A 14,674-nucleotide genomic window follows, 5' to 3' on the forward strand; every position below is an offset into this window, starting at 1 on the left:
CGGTCCTTGTTGACGTCGGACCGTTTCCGATTGTACGTGAGCAGCGTGACATCAGAAGTCAAAACCCGTCCTTTTTTCCGCGTGCGCGGTCGGTCCTTCATTGCTGTCGTCCTGGTGCCGGAACAACCGGTGCATGACTGGCTGGGGGAGCTTGATGCGCAGATCGTGCGGTCACCGAGCTTTTTCGACCGTCGGCCGGTGGTGGTGGACCTGTCTGTTGCCGGGTTGCAGGAACCCGGCCTGATGGCACTCTTCGCCGAGCTGGAAGCCCGCAACATCCGTCCTATCGGCATTGAGGGGCTGGATGAGGCCGGAGAAGAATGGAGCGACAATCTGCTTGCCACTCTGCCGCCGGTGATTCGCGGCAGCCGTGCTGCGGGCGATCTGGATATTCCCGAAGAAACCCCGCCGGAAGAAATGATGGCCCTGGTCGTAGAGCGCCCGGTGCGCTCCGGCCAATCTGTCGTGCATGACAAAGGGGACGTGATCGTGATCGGCTCCGTCGCATCCGGGGCGGAGGTCGTCGCCGGCGGTTCCATTCACGTCTACGGCACGCTCCGTGGCCGTGCAATTGCCGGATTGATGGAAGACGGAACCCCCCGTATCTTCTGCAGCAAGCTGGAAGCCGAGCTGGTGGCGATCGAAGGCGTCTGGAAAACTGCCGACGATATGGAACCATCCCTGCGCGGCAAGCCGGTGCAGATCATGCGTGACGGTGAAACGATCAAGATCGTCGCGTTCGACTAAGCGGCCTCTTACACTGGCCAGATATGTTGGCTATCGTCGAAACGATAAAGCATCCGTGTGTCTGTGGCCCTGATTCTCATGGCATGCTGCGGATGACCGGGTCATGATCTACGGTGGAGCATCCCCAATGTGGATGCGGTTGAGCGCCTGAGGGAGGCTTAAATGTCTAAGGTTTTGGTTGTGACCTCGGGCAAGGGCGGTGTCGGCAAGACGACATCGACTGCCGCGCTGGGTGCGGCGTTGGCCCAGCTGGGCAAGACCGTCTGTGTCGTCGATTTCGATGTGGGCCTGCGCAATCTTGATCTGATCATGGGTGCGGAACGTCGTGTGGTGTTCGACCTGATCAATGTGGTGCAAGGCGATGCGCGCCTTAGCCAGGCCCTGATCCGTGACAAGAGGGTTGAAAATCTCTCCCTGCTGCCTGCCAGCCAGACCCGTGATAAAGACGCGCTGACCCCGGAAGGTGTGCAGACCGTGATCGAGGAACTGCGCACACGTTTCGACTGGGTCGTCTGCGACAGCCCCGCCGGGATCGAAAAAGGTGCCACTCTCGCGATGCAGTTTGCCGATGTCGCGGTGGTGGTGACCAACCCCGAAGTGTCATCCGTGCGCGACAGTGATCGCATCATCGGTCTGCTGGATTCAAAAACGGACAAGGCGCAGAAAGACGAGCGCATCGACAAACATCTGTTACTGACCCGTTACGACGCTGCCCGGGCGGCGAAGGGCGAGATGCTGAAGGTCGATGACGTGCTGGAGGTTTTATCGATCCCTCTGCTGGGCATCATTCCGGATAGCGAAGAAGTGCTGAAAGCCTCCAATGTCGGCTCACCTGTGACGTTGAATGCGCCGCAGAGCGTGCCGGGCAAGGCCTATTTCGATGCTGCAAGGCGCCTGCTGGGTGAGGATGTGCCGATGGTGGTGCCGTCCGAGAAGCGCGGGCTGGTTGGTCGTCTGTTCGGCAGGAGGGTTGCGTGAGCTTATTCGGCTTTCTCCAACGTAAACCGACGGCTCAGGTCGCCCGCAACCGGCTTCAGATTCTGCTGGCGCATGAGCGCGGGCTGGAGGGTAATACTGACCTCGCCGCCATCCTGCAGGAAGAGATTATTGCGGTCATCGCGAAGCATGTCGAGATTGACCGGGAAAAGGTGCAGGTCAAACTTGATCGCGGCTCTGCTTTTTCCACACTGGAAATCGATGTCGAGATGCCAAATGGAAAGAAGGCTTGAGCATCCAGGCAGGCCATTCAGGGTGAGGTCATCCTGCCTGTTGCTTCCCTTCAGTCTGGCCTTATGTCTGGGTTTGGCAGGATGTGGCTCTTCACATCATCGTTATACAGGCGGCGGTACGCCTTATACCGGTGGAGCCTCTTATGAGGATTCCCCTTATCCTCAAGCGGGGCAGACGCTCGATTTCCGGACTCGTGCACAGGTGAACTGTGCTGCCGGAGATGCTGGCTCCTGCAAAATTCTCCGTGCCATCCGCTGAGATTTTTGGGATGGCAGGCAAAAACACGAGACAACTGATCGCTTCGTGAGGCGTTGCATGCGGTGACCCGAAATTTGTCGGAGACAATTACAGCCAGAGGGACGCGCCATGACCGGACCGCTTTATCGTGACCGTCATAACCTGACTGGAGCAGCTATCCTGTTGATCAGTCTTATTGTCAGCGGGGCAGCCTTTGCGAGTGAGCATGGTGCTGAAGCACCGGCAGGCTCTATTGCAGCGGCCAAGGCCGTGCATGTTGGTTTGGGCATTGGCAGTGGTGTCGGGTCACAATACTGGTATGTACCGGGTGCCCCTTACAGTGCGGGGGATGCGGACTCATCCGAGCATGAAAAGGGCAGCCTGCGTCAGATGTCGGACGGTGTGGAACCGCCCTGGTATCCCATAAAAAAATAAAGCTGCCCTGTAGCGTGGTTGGTATCAGGGTTTTTGCTGAAGGGTCTGGATAATCTCGAACCCCTCAAATTCAGGATGCCCGAGATAAAGCGGTCGATTGCTGCCGGCATTTTTATGAGCTGCGCGGAAAGCTTCTGATCTGGTCCAGGCTTCGAAGGTATCCCGGCTGGCCCATATGGTATGCGATGCGTAGAGGACGTGATCTTCACGTACCGGGCCTTTCAAAAGATGAAATTCGATGAAACCCGGTACAGTCTCCAGAAAACTGGGCCGATTGGCCCAGACTTCCTCAAATGCCTGTGTGGCATCCGGCAGAACCTTGAACCGGTTCATGGCAATAAACATGAGCACTTCTCCTGCTGCCGGTTGGCCAGCCTGATATAGCGGGCCGCCCCTTGTATCCGACGATCGTGCAATTCTGACGGATAGGCGGCAAGGGGGTTGGAATATGCCGGATTTCAGGTAATGACGCGCAGGGCAGGCCGTGCGTCAACACCCAGCTTGCGATAGATCGCCAGGTAATCCTCTGCCATGCGGCGTGCTGTGAAGCGTTTTTCAAACATGCTACGCACACTGGTCCGGTTTAGCCGATCGAGCTTGCGCGCAGCAGCGATGGCGCTTTTTTCATCCTCGACGATAAATCCGGTCACACCATCATCCAGAATTTCCGGCACCGAGCCGCGATTCATGGCAATGACTGGTGTGCCGCAGGCCATGGCCTCGATCATTACCAACCCGAACGGCTCCGGCCAGTCGATCGGCATCAGCAGACCAAGGGCGCCGGAGAGAAATTCCGCTTTTCGGTCATCCCCGATCTCGCCCACCATTTCGACGCCTCCGCCCGGCAGCATCGGTTTGATCACGGTTTCGAAATAGTCCTGATCGGCCTTGTCCACTTTGGCGGCAATGCGCAGAGGGATACCTACTGCACGGGCGATGCGGATGGCCGTATCGGGCCGTTTTTCCGGGCAGATGCGGCCCAGAAAGGCCAGATAATCATGTTTGCCGGGCTGAGGTGTCAGCAGCTCGGCAGGCAGACCATGCAGGACTGTGCCAATGAAATGGGCATTCGGCAAAGGGCGGCGCTGGGAATGGGAGATGGAAATGACCGGCGTATCCGGGAAGGCATCATAAATCTGGGACAATTCCGGCAAATCCAGCCGCCCATGCAAAGTGCTGACGAACGGGGTCGGTTGGCGGGAAAACAGGCTGAACGGCATGTAATCATTATGAAAATGCAGCACGTCGAACTGATCTGCCATCTGCCGCACGCGTTCCATTTGCAAAATCTGAGGTGCGAGTGTGTCGCGGATCGTCTGATCCAGCCTCAGCGCCTGTGGCCACGTGGCTGCCAGCTTTGCATCGGTAATGGAGTCTCCGCTGGCGAACAGGGTAACGTCATGTCCCATTGCGACCAGTTCCTCAGTGAGGAAGGAGACAACCCGTTCCGTGCCACCATAAAGCTTGGGTGGAACGGCTTCGTGTAACGGGGCAATCTGGGCAATACGCATGGCGATGAGCTCCATTTGTTGCGGATAACGATCTGGATGCCGGTGTCGCTGCGTGAAACATGCATCCTGATACAGGCAGCAATAAGACAGGTTTGCCTTAGTGCTGCCGCAATGATCGGTAAAATGTGCTGACCAAAGGCAACCGTCTGCGAATGCCCGACCTTATGGTTCAGCATTTCTGCCGGGACCGAAACGGATCAGCTCGTGAAAGGTTGCTGCCATGATGCCTCCCGGTAACGGCCTGTGCTGATAGCAGGAAGGAAGATTCTCGTTTTGAAGAGGTGCCGCTTCTGTTGAAAGGGCAGTTTTTCTGGCCTGAGCAGCAACAGTAAACTTATTGACGATAACGGATGCGCATCGTGGGTGACGGATCGATCAATATCACGTATCCGGGATTACTCATGTCCAGTAAACCCGTCACGATCACTCTTTCAGCCCATTCTGGGCAGACCATTCCGGGATGTGCGCAATGGTTGCAAAAAGACTGGGTGGTGCAGCAGATGGCAGGATCATGAAACACCTGCGGCAAATGCTGTCAGTGAAGCCTTTTGAGACAGTCCCCGGGGGGCGTGTGAACAACGACAACCAAACCCGCAGCCTGCCGACCCGGACGCTGCCATTTATTTTTCACTACGTTCGCCGCCATCCTGTCGGGCATCTGACTGTCCTGTTATCCGTGCTGATGGCGGTGTCCTTTGCAACGTTCTCCCAGTACGGCGTCAAGAATCTGGTGGACGTGCTTTCCGGCAATCGTGTGGATGAGGTCTGGAGCGCATTCGCCATTCTCGCCGGGTTGATCGCCGCCGATAATATGAGCTGGCGTATCGGGGGATGGGTCTCCACCCACACATTCGTTGCGGTCACAGGCGATCTGCGCCGTGATCTGTTCGAACATCTGACCGGACACTCCCCGGCCTATTTTGCGGATCGTCTGCCGGGCATGCTCGCCGGGCGTATTACGGCCACCGGGAATGCGATCTTTCAGCTTGAGCAGCTTTTTTCATGGAACGTGTTACCGCCGACTTTTGCGGTTGTGCTGTCCGTAGCGATGCTGGCCCTGGTCAGCCCGCTGATGTCCGCGACACTGGCTCTGATCTCGCTGGGACTCGGGGCTGTGCTGATGATCTGGGCAGCACGCGGCAACAGGTTGCATGAACGTTATGCAACCGATGCGGCAAGGGTGGATGGCGAACTGGTCGATGTCATCAACAATATGCCGCTGGTGCGTGCTTTCGGTGCGACGCTGAGGGAACGGGAGCGATTTGCGGCCCGTGTTCAGGATGAAATGTCAGCGCGTGGCCATTCCCTGCGCTATCTGGAGCGGTTGCGGCTGTTTCATGCGGTGTTTACGGCGGCGTTGACAGCCGGGCTGCTGGTCTGGGCAATCCTGTTGTGGCAGCACAAGATGGCGAGCACCGGTGACGTTGTTCTGGTGACTACGCTCGGCTTCAATATCCTGCATGGTACCCGCGATCTGGCCGTGGCGCTGGTGAATATGGTGCAGGATGTGGCCCGTCTGTCAGAAGCTCTGGCAACATTGTTGCTGCCGCATGATCTGCGTGACCAGACGGATGCGCATACCCTCCCTTCTGCTGTAGGGGCGGTCGAATTCAGGGATGTCACCTTTGCCTATCCGGGTGCCAGCCCTGTTCTGAAGAAGTTCAATCTTGTCGTCCCTGCCGGGCAGCGTGTCGGGTTGGTTGGGCGCTCCGGCTCTGGCAAGACCACGGTTTTAACCCTGATGCAGAGGCTGCGTGAGCTCGGGGAGGGACAGATCCTGATCGACGGGCACAATATCGCGACCATGACGCAGGAAAGCCTGCGTGATGCGATCAGTATCGTGCCGCAGGATGTCATGCTGTTCCATCGCTCGGTGATCGATAATATTCGTTATGGCAAGCCTGATGCGAGCTTTGCCGAGGTGGAGGCGGCTGCGGAAGCTGCGTGCTGCCGTGACTTCATCGACGACCTGACCGAAGGATACGATACGATCGTGGGTGACCGCGGGGTGAAGCTTTCCGGGGGCCAACGGCAGCGGTTGGCCATCGCCCGGGCTTTCCTGCGTAATGCGCCTGTGCTGGTGCTGGATGAAGCAACCAGTGCGCTCGACAGTGAAAGCGAACGGGCCGTTCAGAGGGCGCTTGATCGCTTGATGCAGGGTCGAACCGTGATTGCCGTGGCGCATCGTCTGTCCACGCTGAAGAACTTCGATCGGATCGTGGTGATGCAGCATGGCCGTATCCTGCAGGATGGCTCGCCGACCGAACTGGAGCGTAACGAAGGACCGTTCCGGGATCTGTTGCTTCAGCAGACCATGATGATTGCCGCCGAATAAGCGGCCAGATTGCGGCTCAAACAGGGACAGAGGCTGGGCACTGCAGAAGGGTGTCCAGCCTTTTTATACACGTCACTGCGATGAGAAGCAAAAAAGAAGGGGAAGCCGGCGGGGGTAGTCCCCCGCTGCGGTCTCCAACCCGGTTCCGTCAGAATGAAGGTGCTGCCCGATTGGGCGGCAGGGACGGAAGCGGTTTTCAGGCGGGCTGGTTATCACCATCCCTGTCCGGCCGCCCTATGGCTGGCCGGGTATATGTGCGGGACCGTTGGGCCCGGCTTGGCGGAAGGTGTATCAGAACCCTTCACGCTCCAGACGCTTGCGCTCCAGCTTACGGGCGCGGCGAACGGCTTCAGCAGCTTCACGAGCCTTGCGCTCCGACGGCTTTTCAAAGTGCCGACGCAGCTTCATTTCACGGAAAATGCCTTCGCGCTGCATCTTCTTCTTGAGCGCCTTGAGCGCCTGATCGACATTATTGTCACGAACCAGAACTTGCACTGGGTAGTCATCTCCTTTCTCTGGACGGTCTGAACCCGGGCCGCACGAACGGGTCCCGCTGGAGACTCCAACGGAAGGCGGGGCCTATAGCACAGTTTTGCCGAAGAAAACAAAGCTTGTTTCTGTTGCCTGATATTTTCTGGCTCTGGCGGGTCGAAACAGGTCTTTCTGATACCGTTTCGTGCCTTGCGGCGTCCAGTTTCGTAACGGACAATACGATCAAGATCAGGCCAGGTGGCAGCGGTAAATACGGGAGAGGCGCGCAATGTCGATTCTGAAGATCGCACGTATGGGGCATCCCGTGCTGCTGCGTCGTGCTGATCCTGTGCCCGATCCAACCGCGCCGGAGATAAAACGCCTGGCTCTGGATATGATTGAAACCATGATCGATGCCCCGGGTGTGGGGCTGGCGGCACCACAGGTTTATCAACCCCTTCGTATGTTCGTATTTCGTGTGCCTGTCTCCCGCGGTGGCGAGGAAGTCCCTCCCACCGTGCTGATCAACCCTGAGCTTGAACTGGTGGGGGATGATATCCAGATGTGCTGGGAGGGATGCCTCTCCATTCCCGGCTTCCGCGGGGAGGTGCCACGTGCCATGCGCGTCCGTTACCGTGGTATCGGACTCGACGGGGCTGTCATTGAGCGTGAAGCCAGCGGCTTTCACGCGAATGTCATTCAGCATGAATACGACCATCTGGACGGTATCCTGTATCCTATGCGGATGAACGATCTCGGGAGGCTGGGCTTTGAGGAGGAAATTGCCCGCGCACAGGCGGCCCTGGCAGCGGAACAGAAGGATGATGCAGAATGATTGCCCCGCTGGACTCTCTGGTAGCCGATCCTGAACAGGATAGGGTTATTGCGGCGCTGCTGCCCCATGTTCCTGTTCTGGGGTGGACCGAGGCCGCTTTGCGCAGAGCCTTGAGCGATCTGTCCCTGCCTTCCGAAGATGCGCCTTTATTCTGGCATGGTGGGGCTGCTGGCCTGATCGAGGCATGGTCCGACTGGTTGGATCGGGCCATGACGGCAGAGGTCGGCGAGCAGGCGTGCGGTATCACGAAACTGAGCGCCCGTGTCCGTCTGGCCATTGTGGCCAGGCTTTCTCTGATGGGGCCGCACCGTGAGGCCGCACGCAGGGCCGCTGCGGCATTGGCTTTGCCGGGCCGAGCCCGTATTGCGGCGCGCTGTCTGGCGCAAACGGTGGATGCAATCTGGTATGCTGCAGGAGATCGTTCTGCGGATATCAGTTGGTACACAAAACGCATTATTTTGACCGGAATATGGAGTGGAACATTGCTGGTCTGGTTGCGGGAGCGATATGATCATGATGAAGCCGCGCTGGCTTTTCTGGATCGCAGGCTTGCCGGTGTCGCACAGTTCGGACGCCTGAAGGCACGGATCACGGAAGGACTGGCAGGCGGCCCGTCAGCCTTTCATTCCCAGCCAGGCGCATAACCCTTCGTAAAAGGGTATAGGAATGCCAATCAGGATGAGCACAGTTTTATGCCCCGCGTCCTGATCACCCATATCACTACGTATCGCTATCATCAGCCGGTTTCGCTGGGAAGGCACCGGCTGATGATGCGTCCGCGTGACAGTCATGATCTGCGTATGAACGATGCGACCCTGACATTCTATCCGCCCCCCGTGGAGACACGCTGGGCCCATGATGTTTTTGGAAATTCAGTCTGCTATGTGCAGCCTGACCCGGCAGAGTCCGATCGGTTTGAAATCACATCACGGCTTGATCTGGATCATTTCCCCAGCAATGAAGATCTGCCGATTGATCCGGTGGCGCGCACATACCCGTTCGGTTACGCGGCCGAGGAATTACCGGATATCGCGCGTCTACAGGAGCGGCATCATCCCGATCCGGATCACAGGCTGGAACTGTGGGCGCGCAAATTCGTCCGCAAGGGTCGTGCTACCGGGACGATGCGACTGCTGATGGATATGACGCGCGCGATTCAGCGAGACTTTACTTACGAAGCGCGCGATACACAGGGCACCCAGGCTCCGCTCAAGACGCTTGATCTTGGCAGAGGGGCATGCCGTGATTTCGCCCTGCTGATGATGGAAGCTGTGCGATCGCTGGGTTTCGCGGCCCGTTTCGTCAGCGGGTATCTGTACGACCCGGACATAAAAGGTCCCGCCATGGTTGGAGGCGCTACCACCCATGCCTGGTGCGCCGTCTATCTGCCGGGCGCGGGGTGGGTGGAGTTCGATCCAACCAACGGGCTGATCGCCGGGCGTAACCTGATCCGTATCTGCGTGGCCCGCACCCCCTCCCAGGCAGTACCGATTGCCGGGAGCTATATGGGACGTTCCGGTGATTTCGCCACATTGTCAGTTGATGTGCAGATCAAGACGGAAACGGCTTGACCGCAGTGCCGTGCCTTATATTGGGCGAGGTGTTTTCTTATGAGCCATTCTTACTCTCCCGGATTGTCTGGACCGGCAATCGCGGGCAGGGTACATCGGGCTATTGCGATTATGATCACAGCTGGGATATTGCCGTACCGGGCAAGCCGGTGATCCATTGCTCCAACGATTCGTTGCTCGGTGGTGACACCACCAGAATGAACCCTGAAGATCTTCTGCTGTCGGCCTTAGCCGCGTGCCATATGCTCTGGTATCTGCATTACGCTTCAGAGTCGGGCATTGTGGTTACGTCCTATGAAGATCAGCCCGTCGGCATTGCCGAGGTGGTGGCGGGAGGAGCCGGCCAGTTTGTGTCATCGACCCTGCACCCTCGTGTCACGGTTCATGCACAGGCCGATCTTGCCATGGCCGAGGCCATTCATCACCGGATTCATGAAGTGTGTTTGATCGCCCGTTCGATGAAATTGCCGGCTTATTGCGCGCCTGAATTTATATCCGGCTAAGTTGGGCCGGGCAAAAACAGTCTGCAACATTGCCTTCAAACGGAAAACGGCCCCGCAGGGCGGGGCCGTTCCAGACGCCAGCCCGGGGGTGCCGGCGTCTCATCGCGTCGATTGGTCCGAGCCGAGGGGCGACGTCGAACCGATCGGCGCATCCCTGTCGCGGTGTCTGGAAAGCAGTGTTGCGGAAAGGGGACTCTCCAGCGGTCAGGGACCAGTTCCGGCTGCCCTGTGTTAGGGGGCAGGACAGCCGGATTTCGTTGTTCCGTATTAGTGGAACTGCTCTTCTTCCGTGCTGCCGGCGAAGGCAGTGGTGGAAGACTGACCCTGAGACACCGCCATGGAGATCGCGTCGAAGTAAGACACGCCCACTTCGCGCTGATGGCGGGTGGCGGTGTAACCGTCGGCTTCTGCCTCGAACTCGGCCTGCTGCAGTTCGGAATACGCTGCCATGCCACGGTCCTTGTAGCCACGGGCCAGCTGGAACATGGAGTAGTTCAGGGTATGGAAGCCCGCCAGCGTGACGAACTGGAACTTGTAGCCCATCGAACCGATCGCGCGCTGGAATTCGGCGATCTTCTCCGGCGGGAGCTTCTTCTTCCAGTTGAAGCTGGGGGAGCAGTTGTAGGCCAGCATCTTGCCCGGGAACTGCTTGGCGATCGCGTTGGCGAACTGCTCGGCTTCTTCCAGGTTCGGCTCGCTGGTTTCCCACCACAGCAGGTCGGCATACGGCGCATAAGCCAGAGAGCGAGCGATCGCGTAATCGACGCCCACGCCTTCCTTGATGCGATAGAAGCCTTCCGGGGTGCGCTCACCGCTGATGAACGGATGGTCGCGCTCATCGACATTGGTGGTCAGCAACTGGGCGGCATGGCTGTCGGTGCGGCACAGCAGAACGGTCGGCACGCCTTCGACATCGGCGGCCAGACGGGCTGCGTTCAGGGTGCGGATGTGCTGGCTGATCGGCACCAGAACCTTGCCACCCAGGTGGCCGCACTTCTTTTCGGAAGCGAGCTGGTCTTCGAAGTGAACGCCGGCGGCGCCCGCATCGATCATGGCCTTCATCAGCTCGTAGGAGTTCAGCGCGCCACCGAAGCCGGCTTCGGCATCGGCCACGATCGGGGCCATCCAGTGAATGTCGCCATCACGGCCGGCCTTGGCGCCTTCCATGTGGGCGATCTGGTCGGAGCGACGCAGCGCGTTATTGATGCGGCGGACAACGGCCGGAACCGAGTTCGCGGGATACAGGGACTGGTCGGGATACATTTCACCGGCCAGGTTGGCATCGGCGGCAACCTGCCATCCGGACAGGTAGATGGCCTTCAGGCCGGCCTTGACCTGCTGAACCGCCTGGTTGCCGCTCAGGGCGCCCAGCGTGTTCACGAACGGCTCATTACGCAGCAGCGTCCACAGACGCTTCGCGCCCATTTCGGCAATGGTGTGCTTGACGCGGAAGCTGCCAGCCAGCTTCTCCACATCGGCCTGGGTATAGTCGCGCTTAACGCCAGCGAAGCGTTCTTCCATATCGAAGGGAACGCTGCCGGCGCCGTCCGGCGCGAAACAGATGGAGGCCATGTGACGCATAATTATTACTCCCTCGGCTCTTAACTGCGCAACATTTGGCACTTTTTTCCGGCTTTGACACCCCTAAAATTAAAAATTTGCTGAAATTTAGTAAATTTGTTTACGGCTTGGTTGTAATTTTGCAAACTGTGTAAATTACAACGCGTGAAAATAATGTCATGTCTCGTCCTCTGATCGGGCGCACCGTTCGCCGGTTGCGACAGGAACGTGGAGAGTCTCAGCAATCGCTTGCAGTGAGGCTGGGGATTTCTGCGAGCTATCTGAATTTGATCGAGCATGACCAGCGTGGCGTGACAGCGTCGTTGCTGATCAAACTGGCGGAAACGCTGCGGGTTGATTTGCGTGCTCTGTCCGGCCAGCAGGAGCGACATCTCCAGACTGGATTGCGAGAGGTTTTCGCCGATCCGATGCTGGCGAACGAGAGCGTGTCGGTGGAGGAGGTGGAACAGCTTGCCGCCGCCAGTCCCAACGCAGCCCGGGCAATTCTCACGCTTTATCGGTCCTGGCGTGTCGCACGGGAGGATGCGGGCGGCATCGCACTGCCGTCTGGTCGCCGTATCCTGCTACCGAACGAGGAGGTACGCGATCTGTTTGCCGAGCGGCAGAACTACTTCGCAGAACTGGAGGCAGCCGCCGGAGCGATCTGTGCCGATCTGCGCACTACCCCGGCAGAGGCCAATCATGCCATTGCCGAGCGGCTGCGCGCCCGCCACGGGCTGACCATCCGGGTCGGCCCTTCAGAAGGCGTACACCGGCGTTACGATCCTTCTGGTTCCAGCCTGTTTCTGTCAGAACAACTGCCGCGCGAAAGCCGGGGTTTCCATATGGCCTTCCAGCTAGCCTTGATGGAAATCAGAGAGGCGGTGGAAGGGGTGATCACGACCTCCCGTCTCAGCACGCCGGAGGCCGAGGGAGTGCTGCGAATCGGGCTGCTGAATTATTCCGCGGCCGCGATTCTGATGCCTTATGAAGCGTTCCGGCATGCGGCCCTGGAATTGCGACACGATATGGATTTGTTGGCGGCACGCTTTTGCGTCAGTTTCGAGCAGGCCTGTCAGCGTCTGGCCTCGTTACAGCGGCCGGAAGCACGTGGGGTGCCGTTCTTTTTTCTGCGGACGGATGCGGCGGGGAATGTGTCGAAGCGTTTTTCCGCAGCCGGCTTTCCATTCGCGCGTTTCGGTGGCTCCTGCCCCCGCTGGGTCGTGCATGAGGCGTTCACTTCCCCCGGTGCCATCCGGGTGCAGGTGGCACGGCTGCCGGATGGTGCGACTTTTCTGTGTTTCGCGCGCTGTGTGCGTGGGGTGGCAGAGCGATGGGGAGATCCTCCGCCGCTTCATGTGGTGGCAATGGGCTGCGACATCGCTCATGCACCGGACATTATCTACGGCGATGGCATCGACATCGAACGGGCGGCCGTGGGAATCGGGCTGTCCTGCCGCCTCTGTGACCGACAGGATTGCCGCAGCCGAGCCTTCCCGCCGCTGGAACACCGCATTGCGCTTGACCCCAACACAACGGCAGAAAGCCCGTATCGTTTTCAGGAGCAGCATTAGGACTGATTGCCGATGCTCTTTCGGATCGGTGCGACTGCGTATTTTTAAGCTCACGTTACAGGCTGATATCGTCCCGTAAGACTCTGACACAGAATATTTTTAGTTCTTTCGATCACGAATCGTTGATAGTGGGTCTTCGGCTGTGCCCCAAAAGACACAGTTTTTTGGACAGAGTGTTGCTAAAAACTCGTTCATTCTTCCTCATACCGACGGTGCGCCCATGACAACATTGCAGTCCGGTGCGACTATCATCCCGTTTCCTTTTCGGCCTTGCGTCGTAAAGCGCCTCATGGCCCGTTCCGGGTTCGGCGAGGCTTATGAAAGCGATTTTGCCGCCCGCTGGGGATTTGCCCGTGTCACTGTGGTCGATGGCGAGGCTGATACCGATCCCTACATCGCTCTGTATCGGGAGGGGGAAAGCTGGTCTGCCTGGGGCATCGCCTATGTGGATCAGAAATATATGCCCTGGCATGGCGCCACCGGGCGCGATCTGGGAGAATTTAATACGCTTGATGATGCTATGTCTGCTGTCACGATGCATGCCACTCTGCCGCCCACTGCGCCGCGGCAAGCCGATGCGGGGCAGCTGGCAGTCCGCAGCAAATAAAGGCTTCAGAAGGACAGAAGCCTGCCACGTCTGGCGAGCAGATCCTGAAGCGCCCGAATGACTGGAAACGGCTCCTGATTCATGTTTCCACCCAGCACATCATGGGCTGCCTGTTCCTGTTCGACGATCCAGCGATCCTCGCTGAAGATGCGCTCGGTGAACCAGCCCAGTAAAGGCCAGGCCACGTGCAGCAGAAAGGCTGCACGTGGCTTCTTGACCGATAACAGGCCAAAAGTCCGAATGCGTTTCTGATCCTTGTCCACCGGCACATAGACGATCCACAACTGCATCACCCGGTCCGATTTCAGGTCGATCGTCAGGCGTTGATAAGGATAATCGGTGCGGATTGTCATCAGGCTGTCATTCGGTTCGGCCTTGCCTTCCCGCGTTCCGAAAATCAGTCTTTCCCCCAGCGGTTGCCGCCCCGCCGTTCGGGCGAAACTGTATCGCACTTCCAGCCAGTCTTCGCCGGTATCATGGCCCAGATAACGCGGCCTGATCTGTCCCATCTGTTTCCGGTGTAAAAACTGATGGTTCATATCAATCAGGTTTTCATGCATGAAGCTGTAATGGCAGGCCACCTCCCGCCCGAAACGCCGTGTCCGATAGGCTGGGTCGCTTATTGATGGCAGCGCGGGAAGCGGGGTCATTTCAGCGCGGGCCGCATCGCCCGGAAAGATGAAAACCAGCCCCTCTTTCTCCTGACAGGGATAGGCGCGAACACCGTTGGGTAGTTTATCCTTGCCCAGATAGGGTACGTCGATGCACCGGCCTGACATATCGTAAGTCCAGCCGTGATAGCAGCAGCGCAAACAATCACCCTCTACAACACCGGCATGCAGCGGTACCTGACGATGGGCGCAGCGGTCTTCCAGCGCGTAGACATGCCCTGATTCCCCACGCACCAGAACAATGGGGTCTCCGGCGAAATGGCGGCCTGTTGCCTTGCCTTTTCTGATTTCTCCGGACCAGGCGAGGGGATACCAGTAGTCGGGATCAATGCCAGTGCGGCGCAGATTGAACAGGTCCGGTCGGGATCGCTCAAAAGAATCGGGCAA

16 protein-coding genes are annotated in these 14,674 nt (G+C 58.4%); 11 read left to right on the forward strand and 5 right to left on the reverse strand.

Annotation, left to right across the window (positions count from 1 at the left end; translation table 11 throughout):
- Nucleotides 1-36 precede the first annotated feature (36 nt).
- From minC to GbCGDNIH6_RS02505, 4 genes are all read left to right on the forward strand, one after another.
- A complete protein-coding gene (minC, locus tag GbCGDNIH6_RS02485; RefSeq protein ID WP_198355792.1) occupies nt 37-747 on the forward strand; it encodes a septum site-determining protein MinC in 711 nt (236 codons plus the stop codon).
- A 162-nt stretch (nt 748-909) separates the two neighbouring features.
- Nucleotides 910-1,725, forward strand: coding sequence for a septum site-determining protein MinD (minD, locus tag GbCGDNIH6_RS02490; protein WP_072562736.1), 816 nt, complete (start codon nt 910-912; stop codon nt 1,723-1,725).
- Nucleotides 1,722-1,976, forward strand: coding sequence for a cell division topological specificity factor MinE (minE, locus tag GbCGDNIH6_RS02495; RefSeq protein ID WP_072548186.1), 255 nt, complete (start codon nt 1,722-1,724; stop codon nt 1,974-1,976). The genes minD and minE overlap by 4 nt, the downstream gene beginning before the upstream one ends.
- A gap of 367 nt (nt 1,977-2,343) precedes the next feature.
- Nucleotides 2,344-2,649 carry a hypothetical protein gene (locus GbCGDNIH6_RS02505; protein WP_072562738.1) on the forward strand — a complete coding sequence of 102 codons (306 nt, stop codon included), beginning with the start codon at nt 2,344-2,346 and terminating at the stop codon, nt 2,647-2,649.
- Between the two features lie 24 nt (nt 2,650-2,673).
- On the opposite strand, the gene hmuQ is transcribed toward GbCGDNIH6_RS02505, so the two are convergent.
- Nucleotides 2,674-2,994 carry a heme-degrading protein HmuQ gene (gene hmuQ / locus GbCGDNIH6_RS02510; RefSeq protein ID WP_072562739.1) on the reverse strand — a complete coding sequence of 107 codons (321 nt, stop codon included), beginning with the start codon at nt 2,992-2,994 and terminating at the stop codon, nt 2,674-2,676.
- 113 nt (nt 2,995-3,107) lie between these two features.
- Nucleotides 3,108-4,160 carry a glycosyltransferase family 4 protein gene (locus tag GbCGDNIH6_RS02515; RefSeq protein WP_072564275.1) on the reverse strand — a complete coding sequence of 351 codons (1,053 nt, stop codon included), beginning with the start codon at nt 4,158-4,160 and terminating at the stop codon, nt 3,108-3,110.
- A gap of 469 nt (nt 4,161-4,629) precedes the next feature.
- On the opposite strand from GbCGDNIH6_RS02515, the gene GbCGDNIH6_RS02520 reads away from it, so the two are divergent.
- On the forward strand, nt 4,630-6,495 hold the full coding sequence (locus tag GbCGDNIH6_RS02520; protein ID WP_095413371.1) for an ABC transporter ATP-binding protein: 1,866 nt from the start codon (nt 4,630-4,632) through the stop codon (nt 6,493-6,495).
- A gap of 291 nt (nt 6,496-6,786) precedes the next feature.
- Here the strand turns inward: GbCGDNIH6_RS02520 and rpsU are convergent, their stop codons facing one another.
- Nucleotides 6,787-6,990 carry a 30S ribosomal protein S21 gene (rpsU, locus tag GbCGDNIH6_RS02525; RefSeq protein WP_043455061.1) on the reverse strand — a complete coding sequence of 68 codons (204 nt, stop codon included), beginning with the start codon at nt 6,988-6,990 and terminating at the stop codon, nt 6,787-6,789.
- A gap of 265 nt (nt 6,991-7,255) precedes the next feature.
- On the opposite strand from rpsU, the gene def reads away from it, so the two are divergent.
- Genes def through GbCGDNIH6_RS02545 form a run of 4 tightly spaced genes read left to right on the forward strand, consistent with a single transcriptional unit; the run spans nt 7,256 to nt 9,875 of the window.
- A complete protein-coding gene (def, locus tag GbCGDNIH6_RS02530; protein WP_072562740.1) occupies nt 7,256-7,801 on the forward strand; it encodes a peptide deformylase in 546 nt (181 codons plus the stop codon).
- Complete coding sequence (locus tag GbCGDNIH6_RS02535; protein WP_072562741.1) at nt 7,798-8,445, forward strand: COQ9 family protein; 648 nt, start codon at nt 7,798-7,800, stop codon at nt 8,443-8,445. The genes def and GbCGDNIH6_RS02535 overlap by 4 nt, the downstream gene beginning before the upstream one ends.
- Nucleotides 8,446-8,493: 48 nt before the next feature.
- Nucleotides 8,494-9,372: a transglutaminase family protein gene (locus GbCGDNIH6_RS02540; RefSeq protein ID WP_072562742.1), complete on the forward strand. Its 879-nt coding sequence runs from the start codon at nt 8,494-8,496 to the stop codon at nt 9,370-9,372.
- Nucleotides 9,373-9,377: 5 nt separating this feature from the next.
- A complete protein-coding gene (locus GbCGDNIH6_RS02545) occupies nt 9,378-9,875 on the forward strand; it encodes an OsmC family protein (protein ID WP_232450031.1) in 498 nt (165 codons plus the stop codon).
- A 267-nt stretch (nt 9,876-10,142) separates the two neighbouring features.
- Here the strand turns inward: GbCGDNIH6_RS02545 and aceA are convergent, their stop codons facing one another.
- Complete coding sequence (gene aceA / locus GbCGDNIH6_RS02550; protein ID WP_072562744.1) at nt 10,143-11,447, reverse strand: isocitrate lyase; 1,305 nt, start codon at nt 11,445-11,447, stop codon at nt 10,143-10,145.
- 167 nt (nt 11,448-11,614) lie between these two features.
- On the opposite strand from aceA, the gene GbCGDNIH6_RS02555 reads away from it, so the two are divergent.
- Together GbCGDNIH6_RS02555 and GbCGDNIH6_RS02560 are read left to right on the forward strand one after the other, a co-directional pair.
- Nucleotides 11,615-13,009 carry a helix-turn-helix domain-containing protein gene (locus GbCGDNIH6_RS02555; protein ID WP_072562745.1) on the forward strand — a complete coding sequence of 465 codons (1,395 nt, stop codon included), beginning with the start codon at nt 11,615-11,617 and terminating at the stop codon, nt 13,007-13,009.
- Between the two features lie 289 nt (nt 13,010-13,298).
- Entirely contained in the window at nt 13,299-13,616 is a 318-nt protein-coding gene (locus tag GbCGDNIH6_RS02560; RefSeq protein WP_072562746.1) for a hypothetical protein, read from the forward strand.
- A gap of 5 nt (nt 13,617-13,621) precedes the next feature.
- Here GbCGDNIH6_RS02560 and GbCGDNIH6_RS02565 read toward each other — a convergent pair whose 3' ends face one another.
- Nucleotides 13,622-14,674 (reverse strand): aromatic ring-hydroxylating oxygenase subunit alpha, encoded by a 1,053-nt coding sequence (locus GbCGDNIH6_RS02565; RefSeq protein WP_072562747.1) that lies wholly within the window; start codon nt 14,672-14,674, stop codon nt 13,622-13,624.

The sequence above is a fragment of the Granulibacter bethesdensis genome (assembly GCF_001889525.1).
Lineage (GTDB): Bacteria > Pseudomonadota > Alphaproteobacteria > Acetobacterales > Acetobacteraceae > Granulibacter > Granulibacter bethesdensis_C.

Excerpts from the sequence above, each read along its gene's own strand:
- def (WP_072562740.1), top strand. The coding sequence starts at position 7,256 with ATGTCGATTCTGAAGATCGCACGTATGGGGCATCCCGTGCTGCTGCGT.
- GbCGDNIH6_RS02505 (WP_072562738.1), top strand. The coding sequence starts at position 2,344 with ATGACCGGACCGCTTTATCGTGACCGTCATAACCTGACTGGAGCAGCT.
- GbCGDNIH6_RS02540 (WP_072562742.1), top strand. The coding sequence starts at position 8,494 with ATGCCCCGCGTCCTGATCACCCATATCACTACGTATCGCTATCATCAG.
- GbCGDNIH6_RS02515 (WP_072564275.1), bottom strand. The coding sequence starts at position 4,160 with ATGCGTATTGCCCAGATTGCCCCGTTACACGAAGCCGTTCCACCCAAG.
- aceA (WP_072562744.1), bottom strand. The coding sequence starts at position 11,447 with ATGGCCTCCATCTGTTTCGCGCCGGACGGCGCCGGCAGCGTTCCCTTC.
- GbCGDNIH6_RS02520 (WP_095413371.1), top strand. The coding sequence starts at position 4,630 with ATGGTTGCAAAAAGACTGGGTGGTGCAGCAGATGGCAGGATCATGAAA.
- GbCGDNIH6_RS02555 (WP_072562745.1), top strand. The coding sequence starts at position 11,615 with ATGTCTCGTCCTCTGATCGGGCGCACCGTTCGCCGGTTGCGACAGGAA.
- GbCGDNIH6_RS02560 (WP_072562746.1), top strand. The coding sequence starts at position 13,299 with ATGGCCCGTTCCGGGTTCGGCGAGGCTTATGAAAGCGATTTTGCCGCC.
- hmuQ (WP_072562739.1), bottom strand. The coding sequence starts at position 2,994 with ATGTTTATTGCCATGAACCGGTTCAAGGTTCTGCCGGATGCCACACAG.
- minD (WP_072562736.1), top strand. The coding sequence starts at position 910 with ATGTCTAAGGTTTTGGTTGTGACCTCGGGCAAGGGCGGTGTCGGCAAG.
- GbCGDNIH6_RS02535 (WP_072562741.1), top strand. The coding sequence starts at position 7,798 with ATGATTGCCCCGCTGGACTCTCTGGTAGCCGATCCTGAACAGGATAGG.